Source organism: Rhodopirellula islandica (genome assembly GCF_001027925.1).
Lineage (GTDB): Bacteria > Planctomycetota > Planctomycetia > Pirellulales > Pirellulaceae > Rhodopirellula > Rhodopirellula islandica.
Window position 1 is genome coordinate 95,716 of the sequence record NZ_LECT01000026.1, and the last position, 17,805, is coordinate 113,520.

General features: G+C 58.3%; 13 protein-coding genes. 6 read left to right on the top strand and 7 right to left on the bottom strand.

What is annotated here, in order from left to right; translation table 11 throughout:
* Nucleotides 1–120 precede the first annotated feature (120 nt).
* The gene (locus RISK_RS13445; protein ID WP_047814825.1) at nt 121–4,767 is read right to left on the bottom strand and encodes a DUF4332 domain-containing protein; all 4,647 of its coding nucleotides are present in this window, start codon (nt 4,765–4,767) and stop codon (nt 121–123) included.
* A 1,107-nt stretch (nt 4,768–5,874) separates the two neighbouring features.
* Between RISK_RS13445 and RISK_RS13455 the strand changes: the two genes are divergently transcribed.
* From RISK_RS13455 to RISK_RS13475, 5 genes are all read left to right on the top strand, one after another.
* Nucleotides 5,875–6,789: a DUF6655 family protein gene (locus RISK_RS13455; protein ID WP_236696278.1), complete on the top strand. Its 915-nt coding sequence runs from the start codon at nt 5,875–5,877 to the stop codon at nt 6,787–6,789.
* Nucleotides 6,790–6,966: 177 nt separating this feature from the next.
* Nucleotides 6,967–8,076: a DUF481 domain-containing protein gene (locus tag RISK_RS13460; protein WP_047814827.1), complete on the top strand. Its 1,110-nt coding sequence runs from the start codon at nt 6,967–6,969 to the stop codon at nt 8,074–8,076.
* Nucleotides 8,077–8,440: 364 nt separating this feature from the next.
* On the top strand, nt 8,441–8,842 hold the full coding sequence (locus RISK_RS13465) for a TadE/TadG family type IV pilus assembly protein (protein WP_047814828.1): 402 nt from the start codon (nt 8,441–8,443) through the stop codon (nt 8,840–8,842).
* Between the two features lie 16 nt (nt 8,843–8,858).
* Nucleotides 8,859–9,992 (top strand): Tad domain-containing protein, encoded by a 1,134-nt coding sequence (locus RISK_RS13470; RefSeq protein ID WP_047814829.1) that lies wholly within the window; start codon nt 8,859–8,861, stop codon nt 9,990–9,992.
* Nucleotides 9,993–10,069: 77 nt separating this feature from the next.
* Nucleotides 10,070–10,645 (top strand): TadE family protein, encoded by a 576-nt coding sequence (locus tag RISK_RS13475; protein ID WP_047814869.1) that lies wholly within the window; start codon nt 10,070–10,072, stop codon nt 10,643–10,645.
* Nucleotides 10,646–10,736: 91 nt separating this feature from the next.
* Here the strand turns inward: RISK_RS13475 and RISK_RS13480 are convergent, their stop codons facing one another.
* From RISK_RS13480 to RISK_RS13510, 6 genes are all read right to left on the bottom strand, one after another.
* Entirely contained in the window at nt 10,737–11,639 is a 903-nt protein-coding gene (locus RISK_RS13480) for an SDR family oxidoreductase (RefSeq protein ID WP_047814830.1), read from the bottom strand.
* Between the two features lie 643 nt (nt 11,640–12,282).
* On the bottom strand, nt 12,283–13,062 hold the full coding sequence (locus tag RISK_RS13490) for an NRDE family protein (RefSeq protein WP_007328055.1): 780 nt from the start codon (nt 13,060–13,062) through the stop codon (nt 12,283–12,285).
* 291 nt (nt 13,063–13,353) lie between these two features.
* A complete protein-coding gene (locus tag RISK_RS13495; RefSeq protein ID WP_047814832.1) occupies nt 13,354–14,202 on the bottom strand; it encodes a sugar phosphate isomerase/epimerase family protein in 849 nt (282 codons plus the stop codon).
* Between the two features lie 36 nt (nt 14,203–14,238).
* Nucleotides 14,239–14,955, bottom strand: a complete 717-nt coding sequence (locus RISK_RS13500) for a hypothetical protein (protein ID WP_047814870.1) — start codon at nt 14,953–14,955, stop codon at nt 14,239–14,241.
* Nucleotides 14,956–15,134: 179 nt separating this feature from the next.
* Complete coding sequence (locus RISK_RS13505) at nt 15,135–16,229, bottom strand: hypothetical protein (RefSeq protein WP_047814833.1); 1,095 nt, start codon at nt 16,227–16,229, stop codon at nt 15,135–15,137.
* An 8-nt stretch (nt 16,230–16,237) separates the two neighbouring features.
* Nucleotides 16,238–17,107, bottom strand: coding sequence for a CAP domain-containing protein (locus RISK_RS13510; RefSeq protein ID WP_047814834.1), 870 nt, complete (start codon nt 17,105–17,107; stop codon nt 16,238–16,240).
* A gap of 360 nt (nt 17,108–17,467) precedes the next feature.
* Between RISK_RS13510 and RISK_RS33380 the strand changes: the two genes are divergently transcribed.
* Nucleotides 17,468–17,593, top strand: a complete 126-nt coding sequence (locus RISK_RS33380; RefSeq protein ID WP_261340222.1) for a hypothetical protein — start codon at nt 17,468–17,470, stop codon at nt 17,591–17,593.
* The last annotated feature ends 212 nt before the right edge of the window (nt 17,594–17,805 follow it).

Here is a 17,805-nt window from a genome sequence, read left to right on the forward strand (position 1 = left end):
GATTTGCTGGCAAGTCGTAAGTCCAGCGGTTGTCGTGTGTCCAGTCACAATCGGCGATATTTACCGGTCGGCCCCCGAAATCACGCGTGAAAACAGGGGCCCTCTGGATCCAAGGCCAGATTAAGCGGCTTGCAACGATCGGTGCTGGCTTGCGTAAGTCACCCATTCGGTGACTTCTTCGAGATCAGGCAGTTTGCCGCCGCGAGCGATTCGCTTGCCTTCTCGAGAATGGGAGATCGCGTCGACTTCGCCAAACAGCGTCACTGGGTTTTGGTCCGCCAACTCTTCCGCGGAGGTGACTCCGGCGGCGACCAGGAACTGGGCGTCATGGCCTCGCATCATTGGCACACGACAAACGAGGGTGGTTTGTTGTTGCCATGTGAGCACGGTTTCGGCGTCGACCCGGCGGTGGTTCAGCTGCTCTGCGACCTTCTCAGGGGCCGATTTCAGCAGGTCATCGACGGTGTAGATTCCGATTTCGTTGAGTCGCTCGGCCATCCGAGGTCCGATCGACGGTGCGTCGACGACGTCGCTGGCTCGTTCCAGGTAAAAACGCAATTCGGTTTCATTGCTGGAGCTCGAGCGTTCAGACCGTTCGGCTCGCTCGGTGCGTTCCCCGCGAGATTCACGTTCTGCTCGAGGCTGACGTTCGCCACGCGATTCACGTTCGCTGCGGGAGCTGCGTTGGCCGCGGCTGGATTCATGCTCACGCATCGAGACCACGCCTTGGGTCCGATTCGCGGAACCGTTGCCGTTTCCGTTGCCGGATCCACTTCCATAGCCGCTGCCAGATCCAGAACCGGATCCAGAACCAGAGCCGTTTGCGGAACCGTGGCCTGAACCGTTTCCATTCGCTGAATTGGTGCGTGTGCGGCCGCTCGACTTGCGGGTGACCGAGGTGCGAGTGCGTCCTGAGCGACCGCTTTCACTGTCGCGGCTGGACGTTGTTCGTGATCGGGTGCGTTCGCTTTCGCGTCGCTTGCTTTCACGCAGCGATTGCATCTCGTTTGCCAACTGACGACTGCGACGGGCTGATTCGACTTCGTAGCGTTCTTGGTCGAATGCGTCATCGTCACGAAGGTCCAGGTCGCGATCGATCGCATGGCGTCCGCCAGCCGAACGGCCGTTGAGCGAGTGTGCTCGTCGCGAACCGGAGTTCAATGTGCGGCCATCAACGGTTCGAGTTCGAGTGCGTGCTTGGGCGGATTGGTTGGCCGACGCGATCCAGCTGGTGATCCGGGAAAGTTCGTAGCTGGTTCCGCTGAGCAAGATGCGTTGACCGCGTTCAGTGGCCAGGAACGTTTTGACCTGGTCCAGCAAATCGCTGGGGTGAATCGCTGCCAATTGTGCAGGATCCGTGACTCCGCAACCGACCAACACGCGAGCGTCAAAGCCTCGCAATTGAGGCACACGGCACATCAGTCGGCATTCAGATTGCCAACGACGAATGGTACGAGCGTCGACACCGGCCAGTCCGAGTGTGTCGGCCAATCGGTTGCTGTCTTGGCTCATCAAGTGAGTGATGTGCGAGATGCCGATCCGGCGTAAGCGAGCGGCCGCGACTCCATCAATCGACGGTGCCGAATCGATGGGGCTGTCGACGGTCAAGAAGAACGGTGTCTCGTTGACTTCGGTTTCGGCAGCATGCCCATTTGCCAGAACACCATGTGCGTTGGTCGCGTTTCCGTTCATTGGAATCGTCGACGACGTTTGGTCGGCGTAGTAGTACCCATCGCGATACTCGGTTCCCGAAGGAGCGTGGTCGGTCGCCGACGCAGGGTGGCTGGGGACGAAGCCGTTGTGCGAACTTCCGTTGTGGGAGTGGCCGTGGACGGTGGTGTGCACCGAAGCCGCCGGATAGACGGAAGGTTGCTCGTGGGAAGGTCGTGTTCCGCGGATGGGGGCCGGACCGCTGACCCATTGGTCTTCGTCCAGTCCAGCCGTTTCGCGGTACGCGGCTTCGAACTCATGGTTCACGTCAGCGGAGGCACCATGGGCCCAACGCGAGCGGTCGCCGGTGCCAAGTTCCGTTTGGCTGTCCAGTCCGTGAGGCCCGACGTAGCGATCGTGGCGACGACCGTTTCGCCAAACCGGCTGGTGAGCGTGAACGACCCGCGAGGAGTGCAAGCGGAAAGTTCTCGCGCCGCTGCGTGAGAGCGACGATGCGAGTGGTTCGTGGCTGGTCAGCAACACGATTTGTCGACCCGACGATGCGTAGTCGGACAACGCGGATGCAATCGCGTCGCCAGTCACACCTTCGGCGGTCCAAGGGCGGAAAGCATCGTTGAGCCCATGCATGTCGGTCCGACTGTCCACGGCCGCAAACATTTCGCGATGCGTTTCCAAGACCAACGGCACCGCACGTCCGGTGCGATCCATCAATTCACCGGCGGCCATGCGAACGGCCATCGCGGCAATTGCACGGGTGACGCCGGGCAGGCTCGCTTCGTCCTGGTCGTCGATTCGGACGTGGACTTGTCGTCCCGCTGCCATCGCTCGGGTGTTGGTGAATCGCTGTTCGGCGTGGCTGTGGCCCAGCGTGTGTGGGTCAACGTTGACGGCTGAGGTGGTCCAGGTCACGCGGCGATGGCGTCCACCGGACAATCGAACCAACCAGCGGCTGGCCAATTCCACCAGCGACGATTCGGCTCGCGTTGCCGGGCGATAGCGGTTCAGTTCCGTGATCAGTTCATCACGTCGACGAAGCAATTCAGTGCGCCGCGTGTTGTGAATCACTGGACGAGGTGCAGGGCGAACAGGAACGTCTCGGGGAATCAATTCCAGTTCGTGCTGGCGAGTGGCCAGGATTTGCAGTTCGCGATCGATTCGGTGCAGGCGTTCTTCGACCGAATTTACATCGAATGCCGATTCTGGCATTCCGATGGGGTAGTCGACATCAACGATCGGCAGCGAGCGAAGGCTACGGCGAACGCGGGCTGTTTCGTCCAGCACACTTCGCAGTTGAGTTTCCGTTTGGTTCAGTTCGCTCAAGCGAGCGTTCCGTTCAGCGACCCAGTCTGGGTGATGTCCGGTGAGGGTGGCGAAGTCGTGCAGTTCGCTTCGCGATGCGGCCAACTCTTCAACAATCCGAGCACGGTCGATCAGCAATTGATCCAGGGTGTCTGCGAGTTGACGCGTGACGTTGTCGACGTGATCGGCGACCACGTAGGGCGAGCGGCGAAGTTCCGAACGAATCTGACGCAGCGTCGCAGCCAATGAGCTTTGACGGTTCCAAGCACCACGCAGTGGTTCAAAGGTGAGCGGGTCGACCGAGCCGGTTCCGAGATCCGTCGATTCGCGTTCGATGCGACCCAGCAACCAATCGATTTGCTGAGTGGCGGAATTGATTCGCAAATCAATGTCGTCGATCTGGTGCAGAGGGCGATACGCGTCGCGATAGAAATCATCCCAAGCGTGATCAACCGAGTGGCGGTCAATGGCGTGGATGAAGTGGTCGTATCGGCGACCCCGAATTCCGTCGATGTCGACGGACGGAGTGTGTTGACGAGCAGTGGCGATCGAATCTCGGAGCCCGCGAATTTCGGCCAACGTGCGACGCAGTTGAATGATTTCCGTGTCCGCGTGACGCAGTTGGTCGCGCAGTTCTGTGGCTGACAGCTTCGCGGCGTAACGCAGGTCAGAGGTCACGTAGCCACTGCCGGTGTGGTGATCACGGTGAACGGGATCGTACGCCAGTGGATCGGTGCCATACCGGAAGGGCTGATTCGCGTAATCGGAACGAGGCGCCGAATAAGCTTTCGCGTCCAAGTCGGCGATCCAGCGTTTCAGACCAGCCGCACGGGCACGCAAAGAGTCGGCTTGCGAGTGCAGTTCGTGCAAGCGTTGGGTGTGTTGACGCCGGCGTTCGGCGTGAATGCTGTCGTACCGGGTCACACGTGAACGCTGGGCGTGGATCGCATTGCGGCGAGCGGTCAGCGATTCACGCAGACGCAAGGCTTCGACGCGTTGCCGATCGATGTCAGCCAGTTCACGTTGGATTTGCTCGGCGCGTTGTGTGGCTTCGGTCCACTGAGCGTCGTGTTCCAGCGAGTTGTCGTACCAGTCCGACGATTCGAAATCTTGGCTTGGCAGAGTCGCCAACTGGGCTTCGATGTCAGCGAGTTCCGAACGCAACGCACGCCGGCGACGGTCATCGCTTTCCGTGAAGGAGTGAGCTGACTCACCGGAGTGAACGGAGTTGCTGTAGGCGGGGTGGCTGTGGGTGTAACGAGCCGTTTCTGTTTCGTAGGGCAGCGTTGCGAGGCCTTCCCGGTCCAATCCTGATTGAATGCAAGCGGCGACCACACGAGAAACGCTGGTCACGGTCGTGTCGACCATCACGCCGTCAACGATGGACTCGGGCATTTGCACGCTGCGTAGAGCGCGGGCTGCCAGGGTTGTGTTGGATTTGGAGGGGGAGGCTTCGCTGGAATCGCCGAACCAGCCGTCGTGATAGCCTTCCCACGCGGTGGTGGTTTCGCTGCGTGGTTCGAATTCCACAGTGCGACGGCCCTGTGAAGTGCCATCCGCTTCGCGGCGACAGTGCACCCAGCCGTTGTTGTCGACCCAGACAACTCGTCCGGTCGATCCACTGAGCATCCCAGTGGGATAGTTTCGGGAAACCAAAGAGTCGCGAAGGAAACGGCTGATCGCGGTCTTCCCCGATCCGATGGGGCCGAGCACCACGTTCAAGTGGTGAGATAGTGGTCCAAGTTCGACCCGGTTCAATGGGCCATGATTGTCGATTTCGATTCGATCCAACAACATCGCAAAACGCTCCTTCCGTGGCTGCGCGTGATCACGCCCTGTGAGGGTCCAAGGTCCTGGGCAAAGAAAAGCGGGCCATCCTGCCCACTCGCGGGAACCTTTGCCGGATCCTGTGTTCACCACTGGAATGGGTGAACTCGGGCAGACTTTAGACGAATCGGCAATTTTGTGGAAAGGCCGATTTCGTGAAACTGCGGCAAGACCAATCAATCATTTTGGGGATTGTTGGCCGCTCGAGGAAAAAGAAGGACACCGGCTCAAATTGATTCGCATGAATTCAGTTCGTTCGGTGGGGAGAGGGATGGAAGCGTTTGGGGAAGTCATTCTCGACGTTTTGACGTTTCCGGCCGTTTGGTCAATCCGCCGGTGTCTCGCTCGGCAGTTGCGTTTGCGATTTCTTTGGACTGTCAAATTGGCGGAAGCGTTTAGTTGTTCGATTCGTCGTTGGATGAGGAAAGAAAATTTGTTGGTTGCAACATGGAGCTTGTTCGAATTCGCCGGACGCTCGATTTGCATCAACTCACACAGTGGCTTTGGGAGGTCCAGGTAGAGCAGGCGATGTTGATCGGTTCGCCAGAGTCCAAGTCGGTGATGGGCGTCCTGTTTTCTTTTGAAAAGTGCCTCTTCTTTGCGTTGCATCTCCGATCGGTTTTTGCACCTTTGGCGGAAGTCCGCTCGAGCATCGTCGTTGAAGTTGATGTGGGAAGGCGGAAGGGGAGTGTTGATTGGATGTTCATTGTCTCAGAGGTGTTTCACATGTTCTTTCCTGCCTGCGGGGCGTCGCCATTGATACAGAACATCAGTTGCGATTGGTGGCGTTGCTGTGCTAAGCCCTTGGGAGTTGAGCAGATCCTCAACCGGTTTCATGCCGAAACCGCCTCCCCTGACGTCCCACCTCGCAATCACCAGAACGCGCGTCCGATGTTTCGGAAACCGCTGCATCATCGACTGCCCACCCAACGCCACGGTCACCGCTGCGCCAGACGGTGCCAAGAATCCTTTTTATGGCAAGTGTTCAGGTTGCGAACGATCGAAGAACCGAATGCCCTTCGATCTGTTCGCAGGGTTTCCCCTCGATCGATTGTTTCAATCGCCGTGTTCGGCGTGATGGTGTGTTTGTTTTCAGGTTGTGGGACGACCCAAGAACGGCAAGCGACCGAGCAACTGTTGTTGTCGGATGCCGTTGACCGCAGTGTTTCGACGATTGACTTTCGACCGTTGTCAGGTGAGAAGGTTTACCTCGACACAAGCTACCTTCGTTCGGCGAAGGTGGCCACGATTGTGAATGCGGATTACGTGACAAGTGCACTGCGTCAACAAGTCATGGCGGCAGGCTGTTACATGCAAGATGCCGCGACCGATGCGGACATCATCATCGAGGCTCGGATTGGAACGCTGGGGTATGACGACCACCGCGTGACGTTGGGTGTTCCGGAGAACAATGCAATCAACTCGACGGTTTCGTTGCTGCCCAGTACTCCATCGGTTCCTCAGATCCCGGAAATTGCCATCGCTCGTCGTGACGCCCGTGAAGGGGCCGCGAAAGTGGCCGCGTTTGCTTACGACCGAAAGACTCGCGAAGCCGTTTGGCAATCTGGAATCAGTCAGTCGCGATCCACCGCACGAGACACTTGGGTTTTGGGCGTGGGACCGTTCCAAGGTGGCTCGATTCGTGAAGAAACTCGTTTGGCTGGGAGCAAGTTGATTCACTTTGGGCGCCGTTCCACCGGATCACCTCCCACTCAATTCTCTCGTCCACCAGTCGATTACACGGCCGAAACGCGGTTCGACCACGGTTGGCCTGTATTGGGTGGTGACAACGGAAGCATGATTGGTGGCGGGTTGCTGCCGGGAGAACCGTTGCCGGGCGTCGATATTTCATCTGAGATGATCGCGAGTGATGCAGCAGGCGGCGAAGAGGGTGGTGCCGACAAAGACGCTGACACACCGGAATCAAAGGAATCCAAACCGGCTGCGGAAATTGCGGCCGAGCCGAAACCGAAGGACAAGAAGGTCCGTTGACAAGCTTCAAGAATCACTCGATTCATGATTCGCCCTTTTCCTGAAAGAGGCAACTTCTGTACAGGCGTTAGACGAAGGTTTGTCCAGCAGTTGTTTGCGACGCAACAACATTATCGCTGCCTTGTTCACGCAATGCATTTCATCGCCGTGCAATTCATATTCATGCATTTACATTCCATGCGTTCGACTCATCCCCTCCAACGAATTCTGTTCGCGTTCGCCGGATGGCTTGCACTCACCGCCTGTGTGTCCGCGCAATCAAGTCCTGGTTGGCAAACGGGCCAATCGACATTCAATGGCTCGGGGTACGATTTGCCTCCGTCGCTGCCCTCGCCTGCAGCGGTTCCTGTACCTGAGAGTGCGCAGCCCACGGCGACGGATTCCTTGGATTTGCCAGCGGATGCGTCGGGGCAGCAAACCTCGATGGATTGGAACGAATTGCCAGCGGGATGGAACGATGGATTTGGGTTGTCTCCCGCCCAGTTGGAATCGCCGATCCTTGATGCCCCGTTGCCTGACAGCGTGATTCAATCAACCAGCTATTCCGATGTGGTCGCATCCGGGCAAGTGGTCGAGTCCCCTCCTTTGGAAGAAGAGGTGGTGAGTTGGTACCAGCGACCTTGGGTTTGGATGACCAAGGGTTGGAAGAACCACGCTGAGTTTGGTTTGGACGGCAGTTCTGGCAACGCAGACACATTGGCGCTGCAGACCGGGTTGGAGATGAAACGCAAAACCGACAAGTACACCTTGGCATTGGATTTTGACTATCGACAGGCCAGTGCCAGCGACGTCATCACCGAGGACAACGGGCGATTCAATCTGGACTACGACCGTTTGATCAAGGATTCCAATTGGTCGGTGTTCGGGAAGTTTGGGATGGAGTTTGACAAGTTCAAATCCTTCGATCTGCGTTTGAACCTGAATTCAGGTTTGGGATACTACTGGATTCGAAACGACACAACGAACTTGGTCACTCGCTTTGGTGCGGGTGCGTCCAAGGAGATTGGGTCGCCAGATGATTCTTGGATTCCGGAAGCTGTGATGGGAATCGAAGCGGATCATCAGCTGACGTCTCGCCAAAAAGTGAAAGCGAAGTTGGACTTCTTCCCGGCCTGGGATGACTTCAGCGACTACCGTTTGGTGACGGATGTGGCGTGGGAGACGCTGCTCAGTGATTCCGACAATTTCTCGTTGCGATTGTCGCTGACGGACCGATATGACAGCACGCCGCAGGGTGCGTTGAAGAACGATTTCTATTATTCAGCGTTGCTGCTCTACAAGTTCTGATCTCAGTCGAGACTCCACACGCAGCCGATGGAAGAGCTGCAGCCTGAGGTTGAGGGAGAAGCCTTCTCGTCCGATTGGGCGAGCCATTCTTCATCGGGCTTTCTCCTGGGGGCGTTTCATCGCCCCCACCTGCCTGTGCGTCCATTTGGCGTTTCTGACCGGGCAATCCAGTCGAGTGGAGCATTCGTTGGCACCGTTGCAATCGGGAGATTCGATTGGACTGTTTGGCTGGACGTTTGAATGACCACTGAGATCGATGTCTTTCGTCGGAATGCTCGCGGAGGGGTGTCTTTTTGTGACGTAGGATGCATCTGTTCGCTTGAGTTGCGGACCAATGACATCACCTACGCGGGAACCAATCTCCATGGTCACTCGAAACAAACCATCACATCGCAACGCGATCGCCGTCACGGAATTGGCCGTGGGGTTGCCATTGTTGCTGATGGTCATGATGGGCACCGTCGAAGCGTGCACCATGATTCGGTTGCAGCAAAAAATGAAAATGGTCGCTTACGAGGGCGCACGCGTCGGGGTGTTGCCTGAAGCCATGGCGGACAACGTCGAATGGCAATGCGAGACGTTGAGCGCCGATCAGCGATTGAACGACATCGTCGTCATTTTGGATCCCGTTGACCCGCGAACGTTGGATTCCGGTGCCTGGTTCACGGTCGAAGTCCGCGCACCCTTTTCTTCGAATACTTTGATGGGTGGGTGGGGATTCGGAAACTATGACTTGACCGAGTCGGTCACTCTTCAGAAACCGTGATTGGGAATCAAAAACGATGAATCGATTGAGAAACCAATCTCGGCAAAGTGAAGGGGCAGTCATTGTGCTGCTCGTCATCATGTTGCCCGTGTTATTGATCATGGCGGCCTATGCGATCAACATCGCGTACGTCGAAGCGGTCACGGCGGACAGCCAAGTCGTGACCGACGCAGCGGTTTGCGCCGCGGGACGCATGTACGTTCAAACCGGTGACAAGGCTGCCGCTCTTGCCGCCGCTCAAGACGCCGCCGCGCGGAATCCCGTTGCCGGTCAAGTCGTGCCGATCAACATGGGCGATCTGGAATTTGGGATCAGCGTTCGTGAAAGTCTCGAGGAGGGATACAGCTTTGAGCCGTTGGCTGATGAGAACCAAGTTGGAAATGCGGTTCGACTGACAACCTTGTCATTGGCGAACGCACCAAATGCGGTTTTCTCGCCATTGTTCCCGACTCTGGGAACCAACCTTGAGATTCGTCCTCGCCGCATTGCCGTGAGCACTCAAAGCACGATGGACGTGGCATTGGTGATCGACCGCAGCGGTTCGATGGCCTACGCGAGCGATGAAACACCGGATCCCTACGTCAACCCGGCCGCGGCGCCGGCAGAATGGACTTACGGTGACCCCGTGCCTCCCAATTCACGTTGGTTGGATTTGGTTGCCTCGGTCAATGCATTCAACGGGTTTCTCGATGACTCGCCGCAGTCAGAAAAGCTTTGTTTGACGACCTACGCCAGCAGCGGGACTCGAAATTGTGACCTGACTCAAGCCTATTCGCACATCTCAGATCAGCTCGACGGGATCTCGTACCAGTTTGAGGGCGGGGGCACCAGCGTTGGGTATGGTTTGGAAAGCGGTTTGGCGGCACTGACCGATGACTCTCATGCTCGACCCTATGCCGTCCGCACGATGGTGTTGATGTCCGATGGGCACCACAACACGGGGAGGAGTCCCGAGAGCATGACATACGCTTTGAAAGCTTCTGGCGTGACCTTGTTCACGATCACTTTCAGTGATGATGCGGATCAATGGCGGATGGCGAGTCTGGCGAATGAGTGCGGCGGAGAGCACTTTCATGCGTCGGATGCCACCCAGTTGCAAAACGCCTTTGAGCAAATCGCGAAGAAGCTTCCGTCGTTGATGACCCAATGAGCCCATTCACCTTCTCTCGTTTGTTCTCCGCCTCGCGGCTTCGCATCATGATTCACACCAAGCTTCCGCGGTCACGCATGACGACCAACGCTCGCCTCGGAGCGACGGTCGTTGAAATGGCGATCGTCTCCACTGTGCTGTTCACCATTTTGGTGTCTGGCATCGAGCTGACTCGAGTGACAATGCTTCGGCATTCCGCGGACCATGGGGCCTACATTGGTGCACGGCGTGGCATCATCACAGGCGCCACCGTCGAAGAGGTCCGAGCAGTCGTTCAATCCCACATGCGGGCGGTTGGTATTCGCAACGCTGCTGTGACTGTGATCCCAGACGAAATCGTGGAAGACACCTCGGAGGTCGAGGTTCGAGTCGGTATTCCGCTGCTTCAGAACACTTGGATCAGTCCAGGGTTGTTTGGTGAGAGTCTCACTGGCCGAGCAAGATTGCTAACCGAACGTGCGGCAATGGTGATGAGCCGGACCATTCCGACTCCGCCACCGCCACCGGAGCCCGAACCGGAGCCCGAACCGGAGCCCGAACCGGAGCCCGAACCGGAGCCCGAACCGGAGCCCGAACCAGAGCCTGAACCAGAGCCCGAACCAGAGCCCGAACCGGAGCCCGAACCAGAGCCTGAACCACCGCCGTTGCTGTGAGTCCTGGGCGGCTGGAGTCGCCGGGTGTGATCGTTGACAGTCAACGTCAGCTCAACGGTTTCTTTGCGACGCCTGCCTGCCTGGCTTCGGGTCAGCGAGTTGGCGTGAGGTTGGCGAGAACGTCGCAAAGTCCCTGACGATAGGTTGGGAACTTCATCGCCGGAATCAAGTCGCGGCGAACGCGACGGTTCCAAATGCGTTTGTCGGTTTCGCTGCGAAAACGAACTCCCGAATCCGCGCTCGGTTCGACAAAGGTTGGATCGGGGGATTGCGTGTCTCGAGCGATCTGGCGGTAAAACTCGCGTCGCACGACCGGTTCATCGTCGCTCACCACGTACAGTGGGCAGAGTGGACGCACATCAAAGCGATTACTGTCAAAGCTGTTCATGACAGCGGTGGCTGCATCGTCGACATGGATCAGATTCAGGTGCCCGCTCGGTGGAGATGCGATGGGGCGACCAGCGATCACGTCGGCCGCCCGTGGGACTCGTCCGGGGCCATAGATTCCCGCCAAACGCAAGGTCGTTGTTGGGCGACCGAATCGAAGCGATCGGAGTTTGGCTTCCGCGGCCAAGTGAGCTTTGCCGCCCTCTCGCGAAGGATGCGTGGGCGAAGTTTCGTCGACCCACATTCCACCGGATTGATGGTAGACCCCCGTGGTGCTGATGTAGCAAACATCGGGCGACTGATCCGGCGACCGGCCATGGTCCAAGTGGCGAACCAAGCGTGCCAACCCGTCAACTTGAGACGCAAACCGCTCCACACGGCTGTTTCGGTCGTACGCGACCGCGATCAGGACGTGGGTTGCCGTTGGCAAATGCTGCAGTGTTCGCGAATCGTTCCAATCAAACGCGACGGGGGTGAATCCTTCGGCAGCCAGTGCCTCGAACCGCGTTCGGGTGGTCGCGGCGACCTGCCATCCCGATTGTCGGGCCAGTCGTCCGACTCGCAAACCGAGGTAGCCGCAACCGACGATGAGCAACGATTTTGACATGGCAGAGCAGGCAACCGGCGTGGGAAGGAAGGCGGTGCGATCCGAAGGCAAGTCAAGCGAAACCGGGGCGGATCAGCTTGTCTTCCAAGATCGAAAGAGGTCGTGCGGCTTTTAAATACCTTGCTCGTTCCATCTTGCGAACCCCTCTCGTTGGCGAGGTCGTTGGCGAGGTCGTTGGCGAGGTCGTGCAGTTTTGAAGTGCCGTGCTCGTAACGTCTTGCCAACCCCGCCCGACGAAGAGGTCGTGCAGTTTTCTGGTGCTGGGTTTTGGCGGGTTTCTGCAGCAACCACCCATCAGAACCCGACGCGTGAGCGAGGGACGCCCCCAACTCCCACGACGGCCCCATCCGGGGCGACCGTTTGTTTTCCGGCATCGGTCTCTCGGGGCTTCCACCCCGAGCTAAGCACGACGGCCCCATCCGGGGCGAAACCCAGACGCCAGCCACCATCTATTTTCGAACATCCCTTGGGGCGAAGTCGTGGAATAAAACCTGCGTCGTCCAAAGCGGCGTCAAGAAAGCCGCACGGGCTACCAAGGCGGGCAGTCAGCGCATGAAAAAACGCCAAGGCAACCAGTATGACTTGCTGGTTGGCTTGGCGTGATGTGTTGTCGAGTGCCGCTGAAGACGGCGACAATCAAAGATCAGGAGCCGACCTTGGCTTTGGTGCGAGCTTCCCGCAGACCACGGCTGAGGATGTCACGCAACATGGGCGAGTAATCCTCGTACTTGCTCTCGTCTGGTGCACCGCTGCTGAACTGATAGATCGCATCGCGAGGCTTCACACCCAAGGCGATCAGCGTGCTGCTGACCGTGGCGTAGTCGCCGTTGCGAATGACCATGCTGGGACGACCTTGCCCGACCGGTGAACGAGCGAAGACTTTGCTGGCCACGGCCAGAAACTTCACCGGTGAGTCCAGCGTTTGCAGGGTCAGAAGGCGGCGAGCCAATTGCACGCGACCGTCATCCGGGTCGTTCAAGTTGCGAGCCCCGATGATGTTCAGGCCCTCCTGCAACTCAACGACTTCCTGACGCTCGTCGGCGTGAATCGCAAAACCAGCCTTGGCATCCGCCAAGATGATGTTGCAACCCTCGTAACGATTCTTCGCGAATTCAGCGTGGGCTTTTTCCAGTGCACGACGAGACGACGTGCAACGCAATAAGTCCATCGCCAACTGGCCACGAGACCGTTGACCGAACAAGGGCGTCGCGGTGGCGCGGTTGGTCAAACCAACAAACAACCCGTTTTGATTTACCCCCAACCAAGTTCCACCGGCCTTTTGGTCGATCCCACACAAAACGCGTGGTTTACCGGATTGGATGGACGGCGTTTGGCTCGGGCGGTCCACATACTCCTCGCGGTTGGCCGCAACGAGGATGGGACTTTCGGGAACCAAACGGTACTGAACAGCAAGCAAGCACATCTGGGAGACATCCAACTTTCAAAGATCGGTGATTTCCAGTCTCACGCACGTGATCTCTCGCCGATTGATCGGGGACCCCCCGGCGAGCCTGGTGCGATACACGTGGGAACAATGTAGCCACGCGAAATCCGCCACCACACCCCCGTCTGGGTGGTTTCGTAGATATTTCTCAGATCTGGCGCGGAAGACAACCGATCAGGGAAGATCGGCCGAAACCGATGTTCTTTGCCGTTTAGGCAGCCTATTTCGGGCCCGGGCGAGCCAGCGAGCCCGAAATCAGAGGGTCCAAGCTCAGGCTTTTCGTGCTGCGATTTCAGCCTTCATGAATTCCAGACCCTCTTTCGCGAGCGTCAGTTCGTCGGTGAACATCTTCCGCCAAATCTTGGTGGCGGCCGCGATTTCCGGCAGAGCCAGCCCGAAAGCTTCGATGGTCAGGTAGCCGTCGTAGCCTGATTTGGCGATCGCGTCGAAGTTCTCTTTCCAGTTCACGCCGCCCTTGCCAGGTGTGCTGCGATCATTTTCGCTGATGTGAATGTGGAACAACTTGTCGCCGCCGGCCAAGACCGCTTCGGTGACCGATTTTTCTTCGATGTTGCTGTGGAAGGTGTCGTACATGATCCCGCAGGACGGATGATCGACTTCGCGAGCGAAACGGGCTGAGTCGCCATGGCAGTTCAGCAAGTAGCACTCGAAACGGTTGAGGGCTTCGATGCCCAATTTCACGCCAACGGTCTCGGCGTACTCGGCAGTCGCTCGCATCGATTCGACGCCCCACTTCCACTCGTCATCGGTTGGCCCAGCGCCGCTGAACAACCCGATCGCCGAGTGATACGGTCCGACCAAAATTTCAATGCCGGCGGCGGCACAGCAATCCAACGTCTTTTTGTTGAGCTCAACGCCTTTGGCGCGGACCGCGGCATCTGGCGAGATCGGGTTGTCTTCTTCGCCGCGAATCGTCACGGCGGTGCGTCCCAGCCCGAGCTCATCCAAATGTTTGCCAATCTTGGCGTAGTCCAGGTCGAGGTTGAACATTGGCAATTCAACGCTGTCGTATCCGAGTCCTTTGAGCTGCTCGCAAACAGGCAACATTTCCTCGGTGACTTCGCCGGACCACAACAGCAGGTTCATGCCGTACTTCATGATGTTCTTCTCTACAGAGTTCTCGAAAGGGGAATTTCAACGCGGTTTCGCGTCAGCGGGATTGGCTGGGGAAGCCAGCGTCAGCTCAGGATAAGCCATCGGGCGACCTCCAGGGGCGAGCAGACGTGCGTGATGAAGTCGCACCTCTCGGCGGGCTTTCGGCAGCCAATCGCGGACGGCGGTGGGCAACGCCAGCAACCCAACTCGGGCCATGACTTGGTTCAACCGCATCAGCAGTGTGTCGTCGTTCAAGTAATCGTACAAGAACCGGGTGGACGCGAACCGCTGCAGCGTCGAGGGGATTTTGTCGGTCGATTTGCCCGTGATTTTCTGAACCGCAAGCGAGATTTCGTCCAAGGGGACTTCCTCGAACAACGCGTAGTACCGCTCGCCAATCTCCGGTCGGTCCTCGATCAGATTCGAATCCAACAGCATCTCGATCAGAATGTGACCGACGAAACTGGGGCGAAAACCGGCATCACCCGGCAACAGGTCTCGCAACTGCACGGCGAATTCCAGGTTCATCCGGGCGAACGTCTCGCCCCCGTGAAACCAGTGGTCGTCATCCACGTGTGCCAGCACCCCGCGAGCGACTTGTTGAAGCACCGGATCGGCGTCGTCGACAAACGGAGCCGCCAATCGTCCGCGGGCTCGGATCTTGCGATCGATCACCGACAAAAAATCGGGGATGCCCGTGGAAACCGCCATCACAGGATGTTCCAGGTAAGGGATGGCGTGACACAGAAAGTTCATGGGCAGATCTTCATCGATCAGCAAGAGAATGCGAACGTCGTCTCAAACAAATGACGTTGGGATGTGAGTTGGGAACAGCCCGGAAAAGAGTGTCAGGTACCTTCTGCCGGAACGGCCCGGTGGGTGCTTCGCACAAAAGGTACCTGACACCTTTTTCCCCGCTCATTGCTGTGGGATGGTCAACGCGTTGCGCTGCCCGTCCCATCTAAGGGCAACGACGCCGAGTGCCATTGTCCCAACCACTGCATCATCGACCACCGCAGGTCGGACTGGTGCTTGGCGATCGCGTCGTTCAACCGGTCCGCCAGTCGAGCGTTCTCTTTCTTCAGCCACAACCGGATCAGCGTGTCCTCGGCCAGGTTGCCAAGCTCTTCCGCCGCGTCGCCACCCAGCTTGCTGATCCGTTCCACGTTGAAACGATCCATTCGCACATTGGCCTTTGCCACGTGCACATCCAACTGAATCGCGGGAGGCACCTCGCTGTAATCGGCGGACATTCCGATCACAAACTGGCACTCCAGGTTCACTTCCATCGTGCCATCCACGCTGATGCTGAAAGCCTGCAGTCCCAGGTTCCAACGTTCCAGTCGAGTGTGGAATTTGGCAGGCGTCCGCACGACCGCGTCAACCAACCAACCGGGATTGCCGGCCGGCGTGGTCGAAGGCACCACGGACCGAATCGTCAGCGGTGACTGAGCGAGCGGAACCTGGGCGAGCGTCGAATCAGCCAGCATCCCCGCAGGGTCGAGGGGCAGGGTGGAGGGCCAAGCCAACGCGGAAAACAGTCCGGTGTCAGCGGGCGAGCGGAGGTCATGCTCGGCCCTCCCCGAGGGAGGGTGAAGTGCCGGTTCGGCTGTTGAGATGGGGCGTTGGAGCTCAGCGAGTTCCGGCAAAGAAATGTCATAGCGGACCCAACGCCCGTGGCGGACATCGCGACGGCGACGATTGGTTTTCAGCTTCCAACCCTCGCGGCGGACTTTGACGCCTGCCCAAACCGATTTGGTGTTGCCCCAATCGTCGTCGCCATCGAAATGATCTGGCACATGTTGGAGCAGTTGATCAGCCAACCACTGCACGGATTGACGAGCCTGATCCGGCGTCATCGCGAAACTGGTTGCTGGCGGCAACGCTGCCGCGATGCTGGAACGCTCTCCCGCAACCGGCCAGCTGTTCGCCGGCGCGGTCAGCGGAACCTGTCCGCTGCATCGCGCCCAATTTCCAATGCCATCCGATGGCACGACCGCCGACTCAGCGAGAGCGACGGCCATCACCATCGCGGGAATCAGCGATACACGACGCAGAAGTAAACGCCATCGCGACCACGCGCCATCGCGGCACCTGCCACTCGCATGTTGGGATCGCTGGTGTAACAAGCCGAGACTCCGGCGGGCGTGTGGGAACTGCTCCACCCAACGCCTTCATAGCGTCCGGGGGCAAACGATCCCGACGGATGAGTTTTCAAACCCGTCGACGCCATCAACTGAGCGCGTCGTTCCGCGACCGCTTGCAATTGCGGATCATACGCAAGACCACGCAGTCCCTGTCGAGACCGTTGTGCGTTCAAAGTCGACAAGACGCTCGAAACCGCACCACCCACGCGATGCGAATGAGCCGCTGAATGCGAGACCGGCGTCACCGCAGGCTGGCTCGTTTGGTGAATCACCTGGCCATGCTGGATCGCAGGGCGATGCGAAACCACTTGGCTGCCATGAATCGTTTGGCCGACGTGAACAGGCTGGCTGGCGTGAACGGGTTGGCTGGTGTGAAACACTTGCGTTCCATCCACAACCGGGCTCCCCTGGTGAACCATTTGGCTGTGTTGCACCGGTTGGCTGTGTTGCACGGGCTGCCCATGTTGCACCGGAGTTCCCACCGAAACAGATCGGCTGGAAACCGGTGAATGCGTCACCACGCTTCGATTCTGACCGCAATTGGTGCAGCCAGATCCGGTGGGGATGGTCGTCCCCTGAACCACTCTGCCATTGGCAGCGTGGGCTTCTGTCGAGGTCGCCAACACCGAACCGCAGGTGAGCCCACCGATCGCGATCAACGCTGGCAGGTGAGGCACAAACAACCGAGGCACGAAACCTTGTGCAAGCTTGGCCAACGGGTTCCGTCCAGAGAAACGAGACGCTTCAAACAATCGAGACATTCGACACTCCTAGAGAAAAGGAGCCGGTGGAGCCATTCCATGGTCCAAGAACAAGTCACATCCGTGTGCAGCACCGGCGAGATTCCGTCGCCGCGAACCATTGCGATTCCCCGCATCGCGAAAAGCCCCTTTCTGGCAAAAAGTGCTTTTCATCGCGGCTTGCGCTAACGGAGAACGACGGAAGTCACCATCCGTTCACCACTTAGAAATGAAGCGATCGCCCGAAGAAGTTTCCAAGGTCTTTCGGGTGAGGCCAGGCCACCTGTCAAACTGGGCAAACCTGTCGCACTGAAAAGCAGGCCGGACCAAGGCTTCTAGCTTCTAGCTTCTAGCTTCTAGCTCGTACTCGTACTCGTACTCGTGCTCGTGCTCGTGCTCGTGCTCGTGCTCGTGCTCGTGCTCGTGCTCGTGCTCGTGCTCGTGCTCGTGCTCGTGCTCGTGCTCGTGCTCGTGCTCCGCCACCTTCCGAGGTCGTGCGGCTTTTAAGTGCTTTGCATGCAACGCTTGCAGAACCCCGCCCGTGAAACGGGAGGGGTCGGAAAACGAGCGTTCAGCGAGATTTCCGGGGGAGGGCAATTCGAGCTGCCGTCGCCACGCACCAGCCCTCGCTCCGCGTATCCGTGTCTTTCCGTACGATCCACCAACGCCAAACACAACCAGCATCAGCACCACTCGGGGTTCCACTCGGCCTGGCAAGC

Bases quoted from the DNA above. Each gene is read 5' to 3' on its own strand.
- RISK_RS13495 (WP_047814832.1), bottom strand. From the start codon at position 14,202: ATGAAGTACGGCATGAACCTGCTGTTGTGGTCCGGCGAAGTCACCGAG.
- RISK_RS13505 (WP_047814833.1), bottom strand. From the start codon at position 16,229: ATGGTGATGGCCGTCGCTCTCGCTGAGTCGGCGGTCGTGCCATCGGAT.
- RISK_RS13460 (WP_047814827.1), top strand. From the start codon at position 6,967: ATGCGTTCGACTCATCCCCTCCAACGAATTCTGTTCGCGTTCGCCGGA.
- RISK_RS13480 (WP_047814830.1), bottom strand. From the start codon at position 11,639: ATGTCAAAATCGTTGCTCATCGTCGGTTGCGGCTACCTCGGTTTGCGA.
- RISK_RS13490 (WP_007328055.1), bottom strand. From the start codon at position 13,062: ATGTGCTTGCTTGCTGTTCAGTACCGTTTGGTTCCCGAAAGTCCCATC.
- RISK_RS13445 (WP_047814825.1), bottom strand. From the start codon at position 4,767: ATGTTGTTGGATCGAATCGAAATCGACAATCATGGCCCATTGAACCGG.
- RISK_RS13455 (WP_236696278.1), top strand. From the start codon at position 5,875: ATGGTGTGTTTGTTTTCAGGTTGTGGGACGACCCAAGAACGGCAAGCG.
- RISK_RS13510 (WP_047814834.1), bottom strand. From the start codon at position 17,107: ATGTCTCGATTGTTTGAAGCGTCTCGTTTCTCTGGACGGAACCCGTTG.
- RISK_RS13465 (WP_047814828.1), top strand. From the start codon at position 8,441: ATGGTCACTCGAAACAAACCATCACATCGCAACGCGATCGCCGTCACG.
- RISK_RS13470 (WP_047814829.1), top strand. From the start codon at position 8,859: ATGAATCGATTGAGAAACCAATCTCGGCAAAGTGAAGGGGCAGTCATT.
- RISK_RS13475 (WP_047814869.1), top strand. From the start codon at position 10,070: ATGACGACCAACGCTCGCCTCGGAGCGACGGTCGTTGAAATGGCGATC.
- RISK_RS13500 (WP_047814870.1), bottom strand. From the start codon at position 14,955: ATGAACTTTCTGTGTCACGCCATCCCTTACCTGGAACATCCTGTGATG.